Genomic DNA, 17,789 nt, shown 5'->3' on the forward strand with positions numbered 1-17,789 from the left:
TATTCCTGTTTTTGAAATGCGGGGCAGACTTTTTCGGAAGTCTGCCCCGTTTTATTCGAAAGGGCTTTGACTTCCGGGATACACGCGGGGGCGGTTCAGCGGATGGTTTTGCGCTTTATCGCGGCGGGTCGGCTGTCGGGCCGATTCAGGAGGAGCGGGAGCCTTTGTGCCGCAAGTCGGGGCGATGGCGGTGGTGAGCCGGCCGGTCGGGTTCCGGTTTTCCTGTCTTTTCGTACGGAAGGTTTCCCGAACAGCCTGCGGACAATATCCGGAGAGGTTTCGTGTCGGTTTGCTGTCTGCCTCTCCGTCCAATGGCGGGCCCTACTCTTCGTTCTTTTCCTGGTTTATCCGCACGTTTTGCTGGATGCGCCGCAGTCCGCTGCGTGCGAGAGGTGTATTGCCGAACCGCAGGAGAAACTCCTCTTCGCTCATTGCGAGCCACTCCCGATCCGAAATCGTCAGCGGGTCGAACAGGGGATCGAAATGCGGCGAGCGGTGCATGGGGGCTTTTTGGTTGTGGGGACAGCAGCTCTGGCAGCGATCGCAGCCGAAGATCCATCCGTCGAGGTCGGGCAGGGCGCTGTCGGACTCCTTTTCGATCGTACGACAGGAGATGCAACGGTTCGTGTCGATCACCTTGGGCGCGACGATGGCTCCCGTCGGACAACTGTCCAGGCAGTTCCGGCAGCGGCCGCAACGGGCTCCTGCGAACGGGGCATCGTACTGGTCGGACGGCAGGGTAAGTACCAACTCGCCCAGCAGGACATAGGAGCCGTATTGGGGCGTGAGCAGCAGGGATTGCCGCCCGATCCAGCCCAGACCCGCTTCGACGGCCAGTTGTTTTTCCAGCAGCGGAGCCGTATCGACGAACGTGCGGCCCGTGAGCCCGGGGTATTGCCGGCGCAGGGCTTCGAGCATCGTGCCCAGCATCCTCTTGAGGACGGGGTGGTAGTCGCGGCTGCGGGCGTAGGAGGCGATTTTTGTGCGGCACCCGGGCGGATAGCCTTCGCCCAGCGGGTTCTTGTAGCTCACGGCGCAGACCACGACCGTCTGCGCCCCTTCGACCAAGTGTCGGACGTCGAAACGTTTGTCGAGGTTGCGTTCGAGGTATTCCAGCGAGGAACCGTAGCCTTTGGCGAGCCATTCGCGGAAGTAGGATTCGTTCTCCGCAAGATGCTTGCAGGGCGTGATTCCGCAGAGGTCGAAGCCTGCATTCTCGGCAAGTTTTTTGATGTATTGACCAGAGATCATGGCGATAATTCGGCTCAAAAATAGTGTATTTACGGCAAATAATAGTAAATTTGCCCCGAGTATATTCTCATTTTAATTCGAAAGAAAATGACTATCCATACACTTTACGAACTGGTTCAGCACAGTGTAAAGAGTTTTGCATCGAAAGTCGCTTTTGCCATGTACGGCGGGGAGGAGCTCTCCTATGCCGAGGTGGGAACCCGCGTCAAACACGTGCAGGACCTTTTGATCGGAGCCGGTTTGAAAGCGGGCGACAAGGTGGCGCTGTTGAGCAGCAACATGCCCAACTGGTGCGTTTCGTACCTGGCCGTCACCTCTGCCGGCATGGTCGCCGTGCCGATCCTGCCCGATTTCTCGACCGAAGAGCTGGAGATGATTATCGCCCACTCCGAGGCCAAGGCGCTGATGGTTTCCGACAAGCTCTTCGCTAAATTGGCGAAGTCCACGATCGAATCCCTCCATATCGTGATTCGTACCAAGAATCTGGGCGTGATCGCCTCCCGTCCTGCGGCGGAGAAAGGGGCGGTCGGAATTCCGAATCCCGAAGACCTCGCGGTCATCATCTATACCTCGGGTACGACGTCGCGTCCCAAGGGCGTGATGCTCTCCCACGCGAATCTCTGTGCGCAGATTTCCATGAGCGCCGCCATTTTCCCGATCTTTCCCGACGATACGTTTCTCTCGGTGCTGCCGTTGGCGCACACCTACGAGTGCTCGATAGGTATGATCTATCCTTTCTCGATGGGGGCCCGGGTCGTTTACCTGGATCGTCCGCCTACGGCCTCGGTTCTGATGCCGACGCTTGCCGAGGTACGGCCTTCGGTGATGCTCATCGTGCCGCTGATTATCGAAAAGATTTATCGTCATCAGATTCTCGCCAAGTTTACCTCCAGCGGATTCTGGCGTGCGCTCTACAAGATCGATTTCATGCGCCGTTATCTGCATCGTGTCGCGGGTAAGAAGTTGATGAAGGTCTTCGGCGGGCGGCTGCGCTTCCTCGGTATCGGGGGTGCGAAGCTGGACGGCGGCGCCGAGAAGTTCCTGCTCGAAGCCCGTTTTCCGTACGCTATCGGCTATGGTTTGACGGAGACGGCACCCCTGTTGGCCGGTGCGGCTCCCTCGCAGGTGCGCCTGGGTTCGACCGGGCCTGCCGCGCCGGGCGTCGAGCTGCGGTTGGAGAACGTCAATCCCGAAACCCGCCAGGGCGAGATCGTTGCCAAGACGCCGAGCGCCATGATCGGTTACTATAAGAACCCCGACGCTACGAAGGAGGTCTTCACCGAGGACGGATGGTTCCGTACCGGAGATTTGGGCGAATTTTCGGCCGACGGGTGGCTTTACATCAAGGGTCGGCTGAAGAATATGATCGTCGGTCCCAGTGGTGAGAATATCTATCCCGAGGATATCGAGAGCGTCCTCAATTCGCACGTCTGCGTCGCCGATTCGGTGGTTACCGAGCACGAAGGCCGCCTGGTGGCGCTCGTGCATTTCAATACCGACGCTCTCGAAGCCAAGTTCGACGGCTGGAAGGAGGATTTCGAGAATTGGAAGGAGAATCTCAAGAAGGAGGTCGTCGATTATGTGAATTCCAAGGTCAATCGTTTCTCGCGTATCTCCGAGGTCGTGGAGGAGAAGCAGGAGTTCGTCAAGACTCCGACGCAGAAGATCCGACGTTTCCTCTATACCAAGCGCAACCCTCACCAGAAACACGAAATGTCCAAACGATAGGGGTGTGTATGCAGTTATGATTCAGGCGCAGATTTCGGTTTGCGCCTGAATCTTTTTTCGGACGGTCGGGTTGCTTCCCGATTGTTTCCTTTGGTCGGAGCTCGTCCCGACTTTCCGATAGAGCTGAGCTGTGTCTGTGTCGGGGCAGTGCGGACCGGATGCCGCTGTTTCGGTTCCGTATGCTCGTCCGTGTCTGTTGCCTCCGGCGGAATGTGCAGCGGTCGAGGTTTTACCGGAGCGTCTGTTTTTCGGATCCCGATTTGTACGGCACACCGCCGCTTCGCGTTGTCCGGTTTTTCGGGAGGAGGGATTTCTTGCGGTGTGGACTTCGCAAATTATAATTTGAGGGTTGCGGGGACGCAGAGAGCGTTGTTAAAATAAAATCGGAAAAGACGCACGGGTCTTTTCCGATTTCGTTGTATGGATTGTTCGCAGTCGGCAGGACGGATTTTTTCCCGGATCATTCGGGAATTTGCACCGAGTCCGACGGTGTGGACAGATCGGGATGGATCAACTCGTTTTCATAAATGCCCAGCGTGCGGTAGTAGTCGTTGAGCTGGGCCAGCACGTCTTGGCGTCCCATGTAGGCCGCCAGGTAGTAGAGCCGGTCGAGCGATTGCATCTTGTCGATAATCGTCTGGGTAACCATGTCACCCTGAATGCCTTGGAAATCGAGGTAATAGTCGATGTATTGCATCAGGTTGCGAGCATAGCTCATCAGCAGGCTGTCACCCTTGTCCGGGGCACCGGCCATGTAGTAGCCTTCGATGAAGGGGAACGTGTTGGCGTCGGTGTAGCGGATCTGTTGGGGCGGCAGTTTTTCGAGTCCCATGTCGAGCAGCCGGATCGCCTGTATCGAATCCCCACGGAAAACATACTCCTTGGCTGCACGGGCGAAGGATTCACGGGCTTTCGAGGCGCTGAGATTGTATTGGATGAAATAGTCCGCATAAGTACGGGGATCGGCGATGTTGCCGTAGCGGAATGTTTCGGTCAGCAGCGGCGTTATGTAATCCGGATCGATGCGGCCGATCTCGTGCACCGACCGATTGGGGGTGTAGATCGGCACCAGGCGGTAGGAGTAGCCGTCGAACTGGAGGTAGTTGAGCAGTCCGAGCGACTGCAGAATGTAAACCTGTGTGAAGTGGATCGGACGCTTCCAGTCGAAATGGGCCAGCATGTCGAGCAGCATCATCTCGCTCTTGTCGATCGTCCGTTTGGGCAGTTCCAGGTAGATCGTATCGACCATCAGGTCGCGGTCGGACTCCTTGACAATGCCCGAAGCGATCGCGTTGTCCTTGTTTACTGGCAGCGCGAAGCGGTTGTTCGGCAGGTAATCGACCAAGTGTCCATCGCCCAGATCGTATTTGGTACGCGGATCTTCGCTGCGGATGAAGTCGATGGCCTCTTTCAGTTCCAGCGGACGGTCCACGACGTTGAATATGGGAATTATGTCGTTGGTATAAGTGTATTTGCTGCGCGGCAACGTGAAGGGGACGCCGGGCGCATCGTTGGCTTTGGTTTTCATCTCGTCGATGTACCATTCGGCGCCCAGGTAACTCGTGTTCATGATCCGCACGTCCGGGCGCACGCCGTCCACCTCCTGATTGAACCACAGGGGAAAGGTGTCGTTGTCGCCGTAGTTGATGATGATGGCATTGGGCAGTACCGATTGCAAGTAGTTCCAGCCGATGTCGCGGGCCATCGTGCGGTGCGAACGGTCGTGATCGTCCCAGTTCTGGGCCGCGAGAATGCCCGGTACGACCATGCAGACGACCGTAGCGGCTATGGGAGCCATGAGGCCCTTGCGTCGGGTGGCCCAGACGATCAGGTCGCACACGGCGAGTACGCCCAGGCCGATCCAGATGCAGAAGGCGTAGAACGAACCCGCATAAACATAGTCGCGTTCGCGCGGTTCGTTGGGCGAGGTGTTGAAATAAACCACCAGCGCGATGCCCATCATCACGAAGAGCCACATGACGATCGAGAAGTTGCGCGGATCGCGGTTGAGCTGATAGATCAGGCCGATAAGTCCCAGGATGAAGGGGAGGAAATAGTAGGTGTTGCGCCCCTTGTTATTCGCTATTTCGTCCGGCAGGTTGTCCTGCGGTCCGAGGTAAAGCTCGTCGATCCACTTGATGCCCGAGAGCCAGTTGCCATCGGTGATGATCGCGTCGGTAGGCTGGATATCGCTCTGGCGTCCCACGAAATTCCAGAGGAAATAGCGCCAGTACATGTGGTTGAGCTGGTAGGTGAAGAAATAGTTGAGGTTCTCGCGGAACGTCGGCTCCACGATTACCAGCGGTTCGTAGCCCGAACCGTCGTCCCAAAGCGTCCGGCGTCCGAAATCGAGCACTTCGATCTTGTTCGGGCGTCCCTGCGCGTCGCGGACGATTTCGCCGTTTTCATCCCGTTCGTAATCGGTCCGGGTGCGGTAGGCGCTCCATGATTTGTAACTCTCCTTGCTGGCAGCGTAGTTCCACATACGGGGGAACAGATGCATGAACTCGTCGGGGTGTTCGTACCCGGAGATGATCGAAACCGTTTTGTACTTGCCGTCATCGTCCAGGTAGCGGACATCCTTGTATTTGTAACCGGAGGTCGGGGCCGAGAACTGGGGACCGTAGAGCAGCGGTTTGTCGCCGTACTGGTCGCGGTTGAGCAGCGAATAGAGGGCGAACGGATTGCTTGGGTTGTTGCTGTTCATCGGGGGATTGGCCGCCGCGCGGATCGTAACCGATGCGTAGGACGAGTAGCCGATGAGGATCATCAGCGTCGAGAGCAGCACGAGATTGAGCACCGTGCGCCCTTTTTTATGGGTGAAATATACGCCGACGCCGAGCGCTCCCAACAGGGCCACTACGAAGAACACGAGGCCCGAATTGACGGGCAGCCCCAGCGAGTTGACGAAGAAGAGGTCGAACAGGGCGCCGATATAGACCGTATGGGGAATGATGATGCTGTTGATGAAAATAAGAATCGCGCCCGAAATGAGGGTGCTGACCGCGATACCCTTGAAGGTGATGCGCTGTGTTTTGCGGAAATAGTAGATGAATACCAGCGCGGGAATGGTCAGCAGGTTGAGGATGTGCACGCCGATCGAAAGCCCCATCAGGTAGGCGATCAGCACGATCCAGCGCATCGAGTGGGGCTGGTCGGCCTGTTCCTCCCATTTGAGCATGAGCCACACCACCAGAGCGGTGAACATCGACGAGAGGGCATATACTTCGCCTTCGACGGCCGAGAACCAGAAGGTGTCGGTGAAGGTATAGGCGAGTGCTCCCACCGCACCTGTGCCCAATACGGCCACGATGTTGGCTTTCGTAAGCTCCGCGCCCTGACGGGTGAGGATGCGGCGTGCCAGGTGGGTGATCGTCCAGAAAAGGAACAGGATGCAGAACGCGCTGGCCAGGCAGTTCATGGCGTTCACCATGTGGGGTACATAGTACGTCGAGGGTGCCAGTATCGTGGCCAGGCGGGCCAGCAGCATGAAGAGCGGTGCTCCGGGCGGGTGCCCTACTTCGAGTTTATACGAGGTAGCGATGAATTCGGAGCAGTCCCACAGGCTCGAAGAGGGCTCCATGGTCAGCAGATAGGTCATGGCCGCGATGGCGAAGACGATCCAGCCGACGATGTTGTTCCAGCGTTTGTAGCTATTCATTTGAGTTTCGGTTTGTCCGCAAAACGGCATGTCCCCTGCGTGCGAAGTCGAACGTTCGGTTTTTTAGGGCAGTCCGTCGGATTTAAGTCTGTTGTTGTGTACAAATACGATGAAAGCCGGGTGCAAAATCGATTTTGCCGGATTTTGCCGCAACGGGTTTCCTGTACTCTGCAAAGATACTAAGATAACGCTTAAATCGGGTGTTTATTTTTGTTTTTTGTTCGGATTCTTTGTTATCGTCGGTAAAGTATGGGGTGCCGCAGGCCGGAATCCGGGTATATGAGGTGCGAGATTCGTTCGATCTTCGGGGGATGCGGGACTCCGGTTGTCTGCCGGATTCTGAAATTTCAACAGAGAGGAGTGTGCGTTGGCAAAGGGAGAGTATATGCGGATCTGAATCGTGTTGTGGAATGAATTCGGAAAAATTTTTGTAAGGGATGTCGTCCTGAGAAAAACCGGTCTGATTATGAATCGGACCGGTTTTTTGTCTTCGGAGCAACTCCTAAAAGATCAATAGGAGTAATCCTCGCAGGGAAGTTTTCCGGTGTATTCGATTTCGAGCTCGGTATTTTTGTCGTCCTCGTCGATGGCTTTGAACGAGCCCGTAATGGTATAGTCGTCATTGCCGTTGGCGACGATTTTGAGAGTTTCCTCCGTGATTCTGTTCTTGATGATTCCGTAGGTGGGATCGTTGTAGTTCCAGAAGGATTTCGCCAGATCGAAAGTCATGTTCTCACCGGCGGCACCGCCCGTGTAGTCGCCGCTGGCGAGTTGCAGAGGATCTGTGGGCGCGAGCGTAATGTAGAACGTGATGCCGTATTCTTTTATCGGAGAGCCATCTTTCAGGCCGAGGAAGAATACATTGTCCCCATTGTAGTAGAGGTCGCCGACGGTCATGGTTGCTTTCGGTGCTTCCGGAGCCGGAGGAGTCGAATAGTTGTTGAAAGGTACTGTGCCGGTAAAATCGATCTTAATGGCTGTTTCCTGTCCGGTGTCGCTCGCTCCCCGGAGAGTACCGGTTACGGTGTAGTTGTGGTTCCCGTTGTTTGTCACGGTGAGTGAACCTTCTTTGATCGTATTTTTGATCCGGTCGTTGAAATTCTCCTTGTCGATGAATGTCCAAGAGGATTTGGCTGCGTCGAGGGTCATCTCTCCGCTGCCGGTCGATACGGGGTAGTCGCCGCTGACGAGCTGCAGGGTCTCCGAAGCGGGTAGTTTGAACGAGAGCGACGCTTCGTAAGTATCTGTCGGGTTGGCGTCCTTGAGGGTCAGAGTATAGATATTGCCGTCGTAGTAGTCCAGGTTGCCGATGGTCATGGTCACCTCCGTAACAGTCGGTTCCACGGGTTCCGGATCGGCGTAGTCCTCGAAAGGAAGAGTGCCGGAAAAGTTGATTTTCAGAGCTGTGTTTTTACCGGTTTTATCGGATGTACCTTCCAGTGTGCCGGTGATCGTGTAGTTGTGGTCGCCGTTGCTGACGATGTGAATTTTGGTTCCCTCCTTGAGCCGGTTTTTGATCTTGTCGTTGTGGTTGTCCTTGTCGGTAAAGTTCCAGAATGACTTGCTCGCATCGATGGTCATCTCTTCGCCTGTCGTTGCTGCCATATAGTCGCCGCTGGCCAACAACGGTGAATCCGAAGCGGGCAGCTTCAAGTAAAAGGTTGTCTCGTAGAGATCGGCGGGATTGGCATCCTTGAGCTGGAGATAATAGATGTTGTCGTTGTAACGATACAGGGAGCCGGTGGACATGGTTACCTCAGGCACTTCGGGTGCGGGATCATCCGGAGTATCCGGATCATCCGGGTCTTCATAGTCTTCCGAGTAATCGGAAATCAGCAACCGACCTGTGAATGCGAACGCTACGCCCGCTTCGTTTTCCATAATGGAACCCCCGTCCTGAATGGAGCCGCCTTTCATGTGGCCTCTGATCGTGTAGGTCATGTTGTCGCCGATGGCGACTTCGAATTCTCCGGCTTCGGCAACGTATTGTGTCCATTTGGGGGCGACCACATTCCAGTTGGAACGGTATCTAGTCGTATTTTTATTGTTGAACGTATTTATTTCCCAAGTGGAGGAGGCGGTGTATTTCCCGGCCGGAAGGGTGAAGCTACCCTTTTCCTGTCGTGGGACATTGACATAAAAGCATACGCTACATCCGCGGGCAGAGTTGTTCAGGTCTTTCAGGTAGAGGAAATAAACGGCTCCGCCTTCTTTGCTGTATTCACTGTCATGCCCGTAGTACATCAGTTCGCCTTCGGTCATCGTATGGGCGATGTACCCGGTCATGGGCGGATTGGGATCGTCCGGAATTTGGGGTCCCTGTGGGTCGTCCGGGTCGTTCGGCTCCGTCTGTTCCATACCGTTGTCTTTGTCGCTGCATGAAGGCAGGCATCCCAAAATCCCCCCCCCCGAACATCAGCAACATCCATGCGAATCTAAAGTGTTTCATAGCGTAAAAGGTTTTAGTGCCGGGCCTACGGCAGGTTTTTAATTTTCGGCAGAAACGAGGCCGGTCTTAAAAAAAAGCGCTTTCTGCTTAAGTGTTTTCTTTCATGTAATAGAGATGTTGTTTTTCTTTGTTGGAAAAAAATAGATAAAATATTCGGTATTTGCAAATGTTTTTGTCTTTTTTAATTTATTGTGTGTTTTTATTGGTTGAAAAATTGGGACTATCTCGTTCGACGAAGTTTGAAACGATATTTTTAAGTGAGGAGACGGTCGAGATAGTCGTCTGTCGGTTGTTAAGAAGATCAGTCCGGACTGAATGTCCGGACTGATCGGGAATTTTTCGTATGGAGCCGGTCTGATGCTTTTCTCCTGAATGGTAGTTTTCAGGAGAGGCGTAGCGATCGGTGTAATTTCGACGGTTGCCGTCGTCAATGTTGTATGGATGTGTCGTTTGTCGTAATAGGGATGAATACGATGTCCGAACAGCGCAGGGCTTCGTCATCGACGGCAAAGGCATAAATGTAGTATTTGGAGTTCGGTTCGAGCGTTTCCTGGATTTCTCTGGATTGTTGAAAGGTATATTGGCTCAGGATCATTTCGGCCGTGTAGCCCATCCATCCGTAGATCTGTACGTTGTCGATCCAACTTTCCGATATTTTCTCCAAAACGGTCGCATCCGTATCGGCCGCATCGACGCTGCCGTAGATCTTTGCGACAAAATGGCCGTCGTAATCGTTCGCTTTGACAAGAACGTCGATGTTGAGACCTTCGGTCGAAACGATCTGTATGTCGAATTTTGTGTCGATTGTTTGGGGTGCCAGGGTTGTGAGCGTCTTTTTTGAGATCGGGGTCAGCCTTTCGATCGTGATGGGATCCACGCCGTATGCGTAAACGAGGTATTCGGTATTGGGTTCCATGTTTTCGATCAGCCTGTCTGCAATAGTCCCCTGTTCGAGGTATTCTTGTGCCCAGCTTTGCCAGCCGCTGCCCGTTGCGTCCATGTCTGTATAGAAGTCGATGTCGTATTGGTAGAGCTCGTCATCCGTCTTGAAATCGGCGGCAGCCCGGGAGGGGATGATGTTCAACAGATAATACATTTCCTGGTCTCCGGGACGGACTGTAGTTCGGAATGTTTTTGTGGTGATGTCCGAAATCGTTATCGTAAATGCCTCCTCCGGACGGGCCGCCTGTTTTGCTGTAAAGGAAGGCGCCGGCTGGATATCCGCGTACGAAACTTCGATGATTGCTTCTCTCTTTTCCGCTGTTTCGTTTTTGGTTACGTTGAAAGAGATGACCCCTGCGGTTTTGGTATCGATGTCCGTTATCCAACTGTCGTTGCATTTGGCAGACAGGGTCGCATTTGCGACGGGGTTTTCGATCGTGTATTCGATTTGGAAAGGTCCTCCTTCGGCCGGAACATCGAGGCTCTCTTTGGCGAATACGATTTCAGGCTGTGCATCCGGTGTGACGGGATCGTCGTTGTTACACCCGGCAAAGAGCGAGGAACCCAAAATCCCCCCCCGAAGATCATCAACAACCATACGAATCTAAAATATTTCATAGTATAAAAGGTTTTAGTGCCGGGCCTACGGCGGGTTTTTATTTTCGGCAGAAACGAGGCCGGTCTTAAAAAAGCGATTCTGTCCGGGAGTTTTTTGTGTGTGAAGAGAAATGTGTTTTTATCTATCTGAAAAATAGATAAAATATTTTGTATTTGCAAATGATTTTTATTTTTGATTTGCAGGGTGCTTCATATTTTATTCGGGGTTTATGCGGTATCAGGTCGGGAGCGTGTTGCTCCGAACGATGGCGGAACTGCAAACTTTGTCTTCGTTTTTACTGTTTTTGTGGGAAAAATGTTAATTTTGTGGCTCGGAAGATATTGCTTGTTATGGAATCGAAATTGACCCTTTACAACACGCTCGACCGCCGCAAGGAAACCTTCGAGCCGATCAATCCCCCGCATGTGGGAATGTATGTCTGCGGACCTACCGTATATGGCGATCCGCATCTGGGACACGCCCGGCCGGCGGTGACCTTCGACCTGTTGTTCCGTTATCTCCGGTCGCTCGGCTACAAAGTGCGCTACGTGCGCAACGTGACCGACGTGGGACATCTGGAGCACGATGCCGATGACGGTGAGGACAAGATTTCGAAGAAGGCGCGGCTGGAGCAGCTCGAACCGATGGAAGTGGCGCACTATTACACGGAGCGTTACCACCGGGCGATGGACGAGCTGAACGTGCTGTCCCCCTCGATCGAACCCTGCGCCAGCGGCCATATCATCGAGCAGATCGCCATGGTGAAGGAGATTCTCGACAACGGTTTCGCCTACGAATCGAACGGGTCGGTCTATTTCGATGTGGAGAAATACAACCGGAAATACAGCTACGGCCGTCTTTCGGGCCGCAACCTCGACGATATTCTGACGAACACGCGCGAGCTGGACGGGCAGGGCGATAAGCGCCATTCGTGCGATTTCGCCCTCTGGAAGAAGGCTTCGCCGGAGCATATCATGCGCTGGCCTTCGCCCTGGAGCGACGGCTTCCCCGGCTGGCACATGGAGTGTTCGGCCATGAGCACCAAATACCTGGGCCAGCGGTTCGACATCCACGGCGGCGGTATGGACCTGATGTTTCCGCATCACGAATGCGAGATCGCGCAATCGACGGCGGCGCTCGGCCACGACTCGGCTAAGTATTGGATTCACAACAACATGATTACGATCAACGGTCAGAAGATGGGCAAGTCGCTCGGCAACTTCATCACGCTCGAGGAGCTTTTCACGGGCAATCATAAGTTGCTGACGCAGGCTTATTCGCCGATGACGATCCGTTTCTTCGTATTACAGGCCCACTACCGTTCGACGCTCGACTTTTCGAACGAGGCGTTGCAAGCCGCCGAAAAGGGACTCGACCGCCTGATGAAGGCTGTCGAGGCGCTCGACAAGATCAAGCCGTCGGAGCAATCCACGGTGGATCCTGCGGAGCTCGAAACCCGCTGCCGCGAAGCGTTGGACGATGACCTGAACTCGCCGATGGCGATTTCCGCACTGTTCGATTGGGTGCGCATCATCAATCAGTTGGTCGAGGGGCAGCAGCGGATCACGGCGGCCGACCTGGAGAAGCTCCGGGAGATCGTCCGTCGTTATGTGTTCGATATTCTGGGTTTGCGCGACGAAAAGGCGGCTTCGGCCGGCGGCAAGGATCTGGTCACGCCGTTGGTGAATATGCTTCTCGACCTGCGGCAGGCGGCCAAGACCGAGAAGAATTGGGCGCTGTCGGATAAGATCCGGGACGAGCTTACGGCCATCGGTATCCGGGTCAAGGACCGCAAGGACGGCTGCGACTGGGAGATCGAATAGCGTTTCGTCGTTTTAATTAAAGTATTGATAAATCGATCGTTCCTGTTCGGTGTATTCCGGACGGGAACGGTGTGTTTGGATCGTGCGGGCGGTTGCCGGGGCGGAAAGTCCGTCGCAGCCGTTTCGTGCGTCGAATGATTATTGAAGGGAGGACTTGTGTATGAGTGAAGTAAAAGGAGCGGCGATGGAGCTGGGAACCGAGCGTATCCGCAAGCTGCTCGTTCAATATGCCGTGCCGGCCATTATCGCGATGACCGCCTCGTCGCTGTACAACATGGTGGACAGCATCTTTATCGGGCACGGCGTGGGGGCGCTGGCCATTTCGGGGCTGGCCCTGACGTTCCCGCTGATGAACCTCGCGGCGGCGTTCGGTTCGTTGGTGGGTGTGGGCGCCGCGACGCTGGTGTCGATGCGCCTGGGGCAGCGGGATTACGAAACGGCCCAGCGGATTCTGGGGAATGTCGTGGTGCTCAACCTGATTATCGGAATCTCTTTCGGGTTGCTGACGCTGGTTTTTCTCGATCCGATTCTCTACTTTTTCGGAGCCAGCGATGCGACGATCGGCTATGCCCGGGAGTATATGTCCGTCATTCTGTGGGGTAACGTCGTTACACACATGTATTTGGGTCTGAACGCCGTGTTGCGTGCCGCCGGGCACCCGCGCAAGGCGATGTACGCCACGATCCTGACGGTGACGATCAATGCGATTCTCGACCCGCTGTTCATCTTCGGCTTCGGCTGGGGCATTCGCGGCGCGGCCATTGCGACCGTGCTGGCGCAGATACTCGCGCTCGTCTGGCAGTTCCGCATCTTTTCGGACAGGAACGAGCTGTTGCATTTCCGGCGCGGCATCTACCGGCTGAAAGGCAAGATCGTGCGTAATGTGCTGGCTATCGGCATGTCGCCCTTCTTGATGAACCTTGCGGCTTGTTTCATCGTGATTCTGATCAACAAGGGACTCAAGGAGTACGGCGGCGATCTCAATATCGGTGCTTACGGTATCGTCAATCGGTTGGGATTCTTCTTCGTGATGATCGTCATGGGCATCAATCAGGGTATGCAGCCCATTGCTGGGTATAATTACGGTGCCCGGCAGTTCGACCGGGTGGATCGGGTGCTGAAATTGACGATCATCGGCGCTACCTGCGTCACCACGCTCGGATTCCTGATCGGCGAATTGGCGCCGCGCCTGGCGGTGTCGGTTTTCACGGACGATCCGGAGTTGGTCCGTCTTTCGGCCGAAGGTATGCGCATCGTCTTCTTCTGCTTCCCGATCATCGGTTTCCAGATGGTGACGACCAACTTTTTCCAGAGTATCGGCATGGCGGGCAAGGCGATCTTCCTTTCGTTGTCGCGGCAGTTGCTTTTCCTGATGCCGGGTCTGATTTTCCTGCCCCGCATCTTCGACGAGCTGACGCCCTGGGACGGCAGTTGGGGCGTATGGTGTTCGATGCCGCTGTCGGATTTCCTGGCTTCGCTGGTTGCCGGTGTCATGCTGTTCTGCCAATTCCGGAAGTTCAAGGCCAAGGCCGCTGCGGGGAGAGGCGAGGTTTCGGGAGCCGAAGTCGAAAACGATCGCAGAGTGAATGAATAAAAACCGTTGCACTATGGAACAGGATAAGTTTGTTATCAATATAGGCCGCCAGCTCGGCAGCGGCGGCAAAGCCGTCGGCGAGGCGCTGGGGCGTCGTCTGGGCGTACACGTCTATGACAAGCAGTTGATCAATCTGGCGGCCGAGCAGAGCGGCCTCTGCACGGAACTTTTCGAGCAGGCCGACGAGAAGAAGTCGAGGAGCCTCTTTTCCTCGCTGATCGGTTACTTGCGCATGCCTTTCGGGGGCGACGAGTGCGGGATGACCGACGTGTTGAGCAGCGAGGCGCTGTTCAAGATACAGAGCGACGTGATCCGCGACATCGCCTCGCGGGAGTCGTGTATTTTCGTGGGCCGCTGTGCCGATTACATTTTGAGGGATCATCCCCGCGCGGTGAATGTTTTCGTTACGGGGGCCCCGGAAGATCGGGTGCGCCGCCTTTGCGAGCAGGAGAACGTAACGCCCGAAGAGGCCGAAGCGCAGATGGAGCGTACGGATACCCGCAGGGCTTCCTATTACGACTATTTCAGCAGCGGCAAGTGGGGCGAAGCCGCAACCTACCATCTCTGCATCGATTCCTCGGTGCTGGGGATCGAAGGTACGGCCGACTTTATCCGGGAGTTTGCGGAGCGTAAACTGAAGATGAACCTGTCCGGGCGGTAGTCGGCGGCTTCGAGCGTGTTCGGCATAATCGCAGGGATGCGCGGGGCGGTTTTGGAAAGGAATAAAAGAAACGGTTTTCGGACGGTCGGTGTCGGTGCGACGGAGCGTATTTTCGGTCTGTGTTCGGTCTGTGGCCCGTGATAACGGTCGATAGCCCGTCGTTCGAGGCGATCTTTTCGGCGGAAGGGTTTGGGCGTCCGACTTTTTTCGAACAGAGCCGTCCGGGGCGGGATCGTTTTTATTGGCGACGAGCCCGGTTCCTATTTCGGAAACCCGGAAATTTTATTTACATTTGTTGGAAAAAACAGGCGGGACGGTGATTCTTGCGGAAGAGCCTGCACGATTCCGGCCTGTAATAATCAATCGGAAAATATGGTACTTGCAGAACAGATTAAAGAGGCTATAAGACGTCAGGATACGTTGGGGAGGTGTCTTTGACATCGACCAGCGAAGAATAGAACTCCAGAACGAGGAGGAGAAGACGCAGGTTCCGGGCTTTTGGGATAATCCCGACAAGGCCCGCGAACAGTTGCGCCGCGTGGCGGGAATCAAGGCGTGGGTCGAGGAGTACGATGCTGTGGTCAAGGAGGTCGAGGACCTGCGGTTGATGCCGGAATTCGTCAAGGAGGGCGTGGTGACCGAGCAGGAGCTCGACGAACAGTACGCGCGTGCGATGCACCGCATCGAGGAACTCGAACTGCGCAACATGCTGCGCCGTGACGAGGACCGTATGGGCGCTATCATGGATATCAATTCCGGTGCGGGCGGTACCGAGGCGCTCGACTGGGCGGGGATGCTGCTGCGCATGTACACCCGCTGGGGCGAGGCGCACGGATACAAGGTCAAGGTGCTCGACTATCAGGCTGGCGAGGAGGTAGGTGTAAAGTCCTGCACGCTCGAATTCGAGGGCGAATACGCCTACGGCTACCTCAAGAGCGAAAACGGCGTGCACCGCATGGTGCGCCTGTCGCCGTTCAACGCCAATAACAAGCGGCAGACGACTTTCGCGTCGGTGTTCGTGTCGCCGGCGATCGACGATACGATCGAAATCACGGTCAATCCTGCGGACATCGAGTGGGATACCTTCCGGTCGAGCGGTGCGGGCGGCCAGAACGTCAATAAGGTCGAAACGGCGGTCCGGTTGCGCTATCACGGCAAGGATGCCGATACGGGCGAGCCGATCGAGTATCTGATCGAGAATATGGAGACTCGCTCGCAGTTGATGAACCGCGAAAATGCCATGCGCATCCTCAAGTCGAAACTCTACCAGCGGGAGCTGGACAAGCGCATGGCTACGCAGCAGGCACTCGAAGCTACGAAAAAACGCATCGAATGGGGTTCGCAGATCCGCTCCTACGTCTTCGACGACCGACGGGTGAAGGATCATCGTACGGGAGTCCAGACCTCGGATGTCGAGGGGGTGATGGACGGCGACCTGGACGAATTCATCAAGGCCTACCTGATGGAGTTCGGCGGACAGGCGTAAGCGTGGGGATGTGAGAATATTGCAGGGGGGCGAAAATTTTATTTTCGCCCTCCCTCTTGTTTTAAGTTTGTTTTATTCGATCGAATGGATCGAAATCGTATTTCCTGCTGCGGGTCCCCATTTTCCATTCTTTTTTTGCAGGGCGTCCGTTTCACCCCAGAATCCGTAGTCGCATTGGATGATAGCTTCCGTGAGTGAAGTGTTTATTACGATATAGCTGAAGTAGGGTGATGATCGTGGATTCGGATAATGTAAAAAGGATGAATAGCACACGGGAAATTTACTTGTATAAAAGTTGAGAGCATGTTGTGAATAAATAAAGCTTTTCGACTTTTTGACTTCGGAGTCGATAAAACTGTCAATGGCTTTTTTGTAAGATGGAATGAGTTTTAAGAACCGAATTTGTTGAGGCGCATTGCAGGGACGGTACCCTTTGATGATTCGTTGCGGTGTATAATCCATTTGGGAAAACCATTGATGCGACGATAAGTCTTCAGGACGGAAACAATCGAGATATTCTTCGTCACTTAAAATATAGACGGGAACTTCTCCCGGAAAAACCAAGTTGCCGTTGACGATCCGCCCCTGTTTGTCCGGAGAGAGTTCTTTGTTATTGAAATAATATTTTTCCATTAGGTAGTCCAAAAGTTGATAAACAGTTGTTGTTAGCTTATCGTTTGTGTCGTATATCGCCGCGGTTCGGCTTTCCTGCTCCCATTTTTCGATGAATTTTTCGATTTTTTCCGAAGACTGCTCGGAGCATGCCGTAGTGAGTTCAGAGAGTAGTCGCTCCGCATCTGGAGTGTCTGCGCAAGGGTTACGGTTTTGGGCTTGAACGATTCCGAGTGTAGCAAAAGAAACAAAAGCGATAAGCAATACCGGCAAAAATTGGATCAGACGGTTTTTCATTTTTATATGGTATAAGTTCAATTAATCAAAGATAGTAAATTTTCTGTTTTTGATTGACTGATATTTTTAGGTTTATCCGTTTTTTCGTATCTGTTGCTTCCGGACAGGCGGCAGATGTCGTCGCAGCGCGGAATTTACTGTCGGATGCGATCAGCCCGGTTCCGACGGAGTCCGTACGGGTCGGTACGACCGATACGGCGATGTATTATCCCCGGCTTGCAGGGAAGCGTGTGGCCTTGCTTGCGAATCATACTTCGAGGATCGGCGAACGGCATTTGGTCGATATTCTTCACGCGAGGGGATTCGATGTGACTGCAATCTTCGCTCCGGAGCACGGATTCCGGGGAACGGCCGATTCCGGAGAGCACATGGGAGGTTCCGTCGATGCGGCGACAGGTATTCCGATCCGGTCGCTCTGCGACGGGAACACGCGGAGGCCTTCCGACGAGGCGATGCACTCGTTCGAGGTGGCGTGAACAGGTTGGATGCGGGCGTGTTATACCTAAATTATATAGAGCGATTGGATGCCTGCGTAGGTTTCGAGCGGGAAGCCATTGGCCCGGAGCGGCCCAATCTCAACGGAATGCTCATCGACGGACCGATTCTCGAAGAACGATACGAGGCGGGGTGGAATATGTGTGCCGGATGGTTGTCGAGGGATATGCTGCGGAGGAGATCCGCAACCGG

At 54.6% G+C, this 17,789-nt stretch carries 11 protein-coding genes; 6 read left to right on the forward strand and 5 right to left on the reverse strand.

All coding sequences use genetic code 11. From position 1 onward, the window contains the following. Positions 1-321: 321 nt before the first annotated feature. Complete coding sequence (gene queG / locus ALIPUT_RS10385) at positions 322-1,251, reverse strand: tRNA epoxyqueuosine(34) reductase QueG (protein ID WP_004329896.1); 930 nt, start codon at positions 1,249-1,251, stop codon at positions 322-324. An 87-nt stretch (positions 1,252-1,338) separates the two neighbouring features. Here queG and ALIPUT_RS10390 point away from each other — a divergent pair, with 87 nt between their 5' ends. Beyond that, positions 1,339-2,979: an AMP-binding protein gene (locus ALIPUT_RS10390; RefSeq protein WP_004329897.1), complete on the forward strand. Its 1,641-nt coding sequence runs from the start codon at positions 1,339-1,341 to the stop codon at positions 2,977-2,979. A 460-nt stretch (positions 2,980-3,439) separates the two neighbouring features. Here the strand turns inward: ALIPUT_RS10390 and ALIPUT_RS10395 are convergent, their stop codons facing one another. The 3 genes from ALIPUT_RS10395 to ALIPUT_RS10405 all read right to left on the reverse strand — a co-directional run bounded on the left by ALIPUT_RS10395 (position 3,440) and on the right by ALIPUT_RS10405 (position 10,629). After that, a complete protein-coding gene (locus tag ALIPUT_RS10395) occupies positions 3,440-6,640 on the reverse strand; it encodes a glycosyltransferase family 117 protein (RefSeq protein ID WP_040293907.1) in 3,201 nt (1,066 codons plus the stop codon). 510 nt (positions 6,641-7,150) lie between these two features. Further along, the gene (locus ALIPUT_RS10400; protein ID WP_004329902.1) at positions 7,151-8,998 is read right to left on the reverse strand and encodes a hypothetical protein; all 1,848 of its coding nucleotides are present in this window, start codon (positions 8,996-8,998) and stop codon (positions 7,151-7,153) included. A gap of 518 nt (positions 8,999-9,516) precedes the next feature. Then, entirely contained in the window at positions 9,517-10,629 is a 1,113-nt protein-coding gene (locus tag ALIPUT_RS10405; RefSeq protein ID WP_004329904.1) for a BACON domain-containing protein, read from the reverse strand. A 350-nt stretch (positions 10,630-10,979) separates the two neighbouring features. Between ALIPUT_RS10405 and cysS the strand changes: the two genes are divergently transcribed. From cysS to prfB, 4 genes are all read left to right on the forward strand, one after another. Beyond that, positions 10,980-12,452 carry a cysteine--tRNA ligase gene (gene cysS / locus ALIPUT_RS10410; RefSeq protein WP_004329906.1) on the forward strand — a complete coding sequence of 491 codons (1,473 nt, stop codon included), beginning with the start codon at positions 10,980-10,982 and terminating at the stop codon, positions 12,450-12,452. A gap of 160 nt (positions 12,453-12,612) precedes the next feature. Then, on the forward strand, positions 12,613-14,046 hold the full coding sequence (locus ALIPUT_RS10415) for an MATE family efflux transporter (protein ID WP_004329907.1): 1,434 nt from the start codon (positions 12,613-12,615) through the stop codon (positions 14,044-14,046). A 13-nt stretch (positions 14,047-14,059) separates the two neighbouring features. After that, positions 14,060-14,707 carry a cytidylate kinase-like family protein gene (locus tag ALIPUT_RS10420; RefSeq protein ID WP_040293909.1) on the forward strand — a complete coding sequence of 216 codons (648 nt, stop codon included), beginning with the start codon at positions 14,060-14,062 and terminating at the stop codon, positions 14,705-14,707. Positions 14,708-15,079: 372 nt separating this feature from the next. Further along, positions 15,080-16,193 (forward strand): peptide chain release factor 2 gene (gene prfB, locus ALIPUT_RS10425; RefSeq protein WP_147554457.1). Its coding sequence is split into 2 segments (ribosomal slippage): positions 15,080-15,142 and positions 15,144-16,193, totalling 1,113 coding nucleotides; the frame shifts between segments, so codons are not numbered across the junction. Between the two features lie 72 nt (positions 16,194-16,265). Here the strand turns inward: prfB and ALIPUT_RS10430 are convergent. Further along, entirely contained in the window at positions 16,266-17,102 is an 837-nt protein-coding gene (locus ALIPUT_RS10430) for a hypothetical protein (RefSeq protein ID WP_004329911.1), read from the reverse strand. 53 nt (positions 17,103-17,155) lie between these two features. On the opposite strand from ALIPUT_RS10430, the gene ALIPUT_RS13195 reads away from it, so the two are divergent. Next, positions 17,156-17,578, forward strand: coding sequence for an exo-beta-N-acetylmuramidase NamZ domain-containing protein (locus tag ALIPUT_RS13195; RefSeq protein WP_004329912.1), 423 nt, complete (start codon positions 17,156-17,158; stop codon positions 17,576-17,578). Positions 17,579-17,789: the final 211 nt, after the last annotated feature.

The sequence above is a fragment of the Alistipes putredinis DSM 17216 genome (assembly GCF_000154465.1).
GTDB lineage: Bacteria > Bacteroidota > Bacteroidia > Bacteroidales > Rikenellaceae > Alistipes > Alistipes putredinis.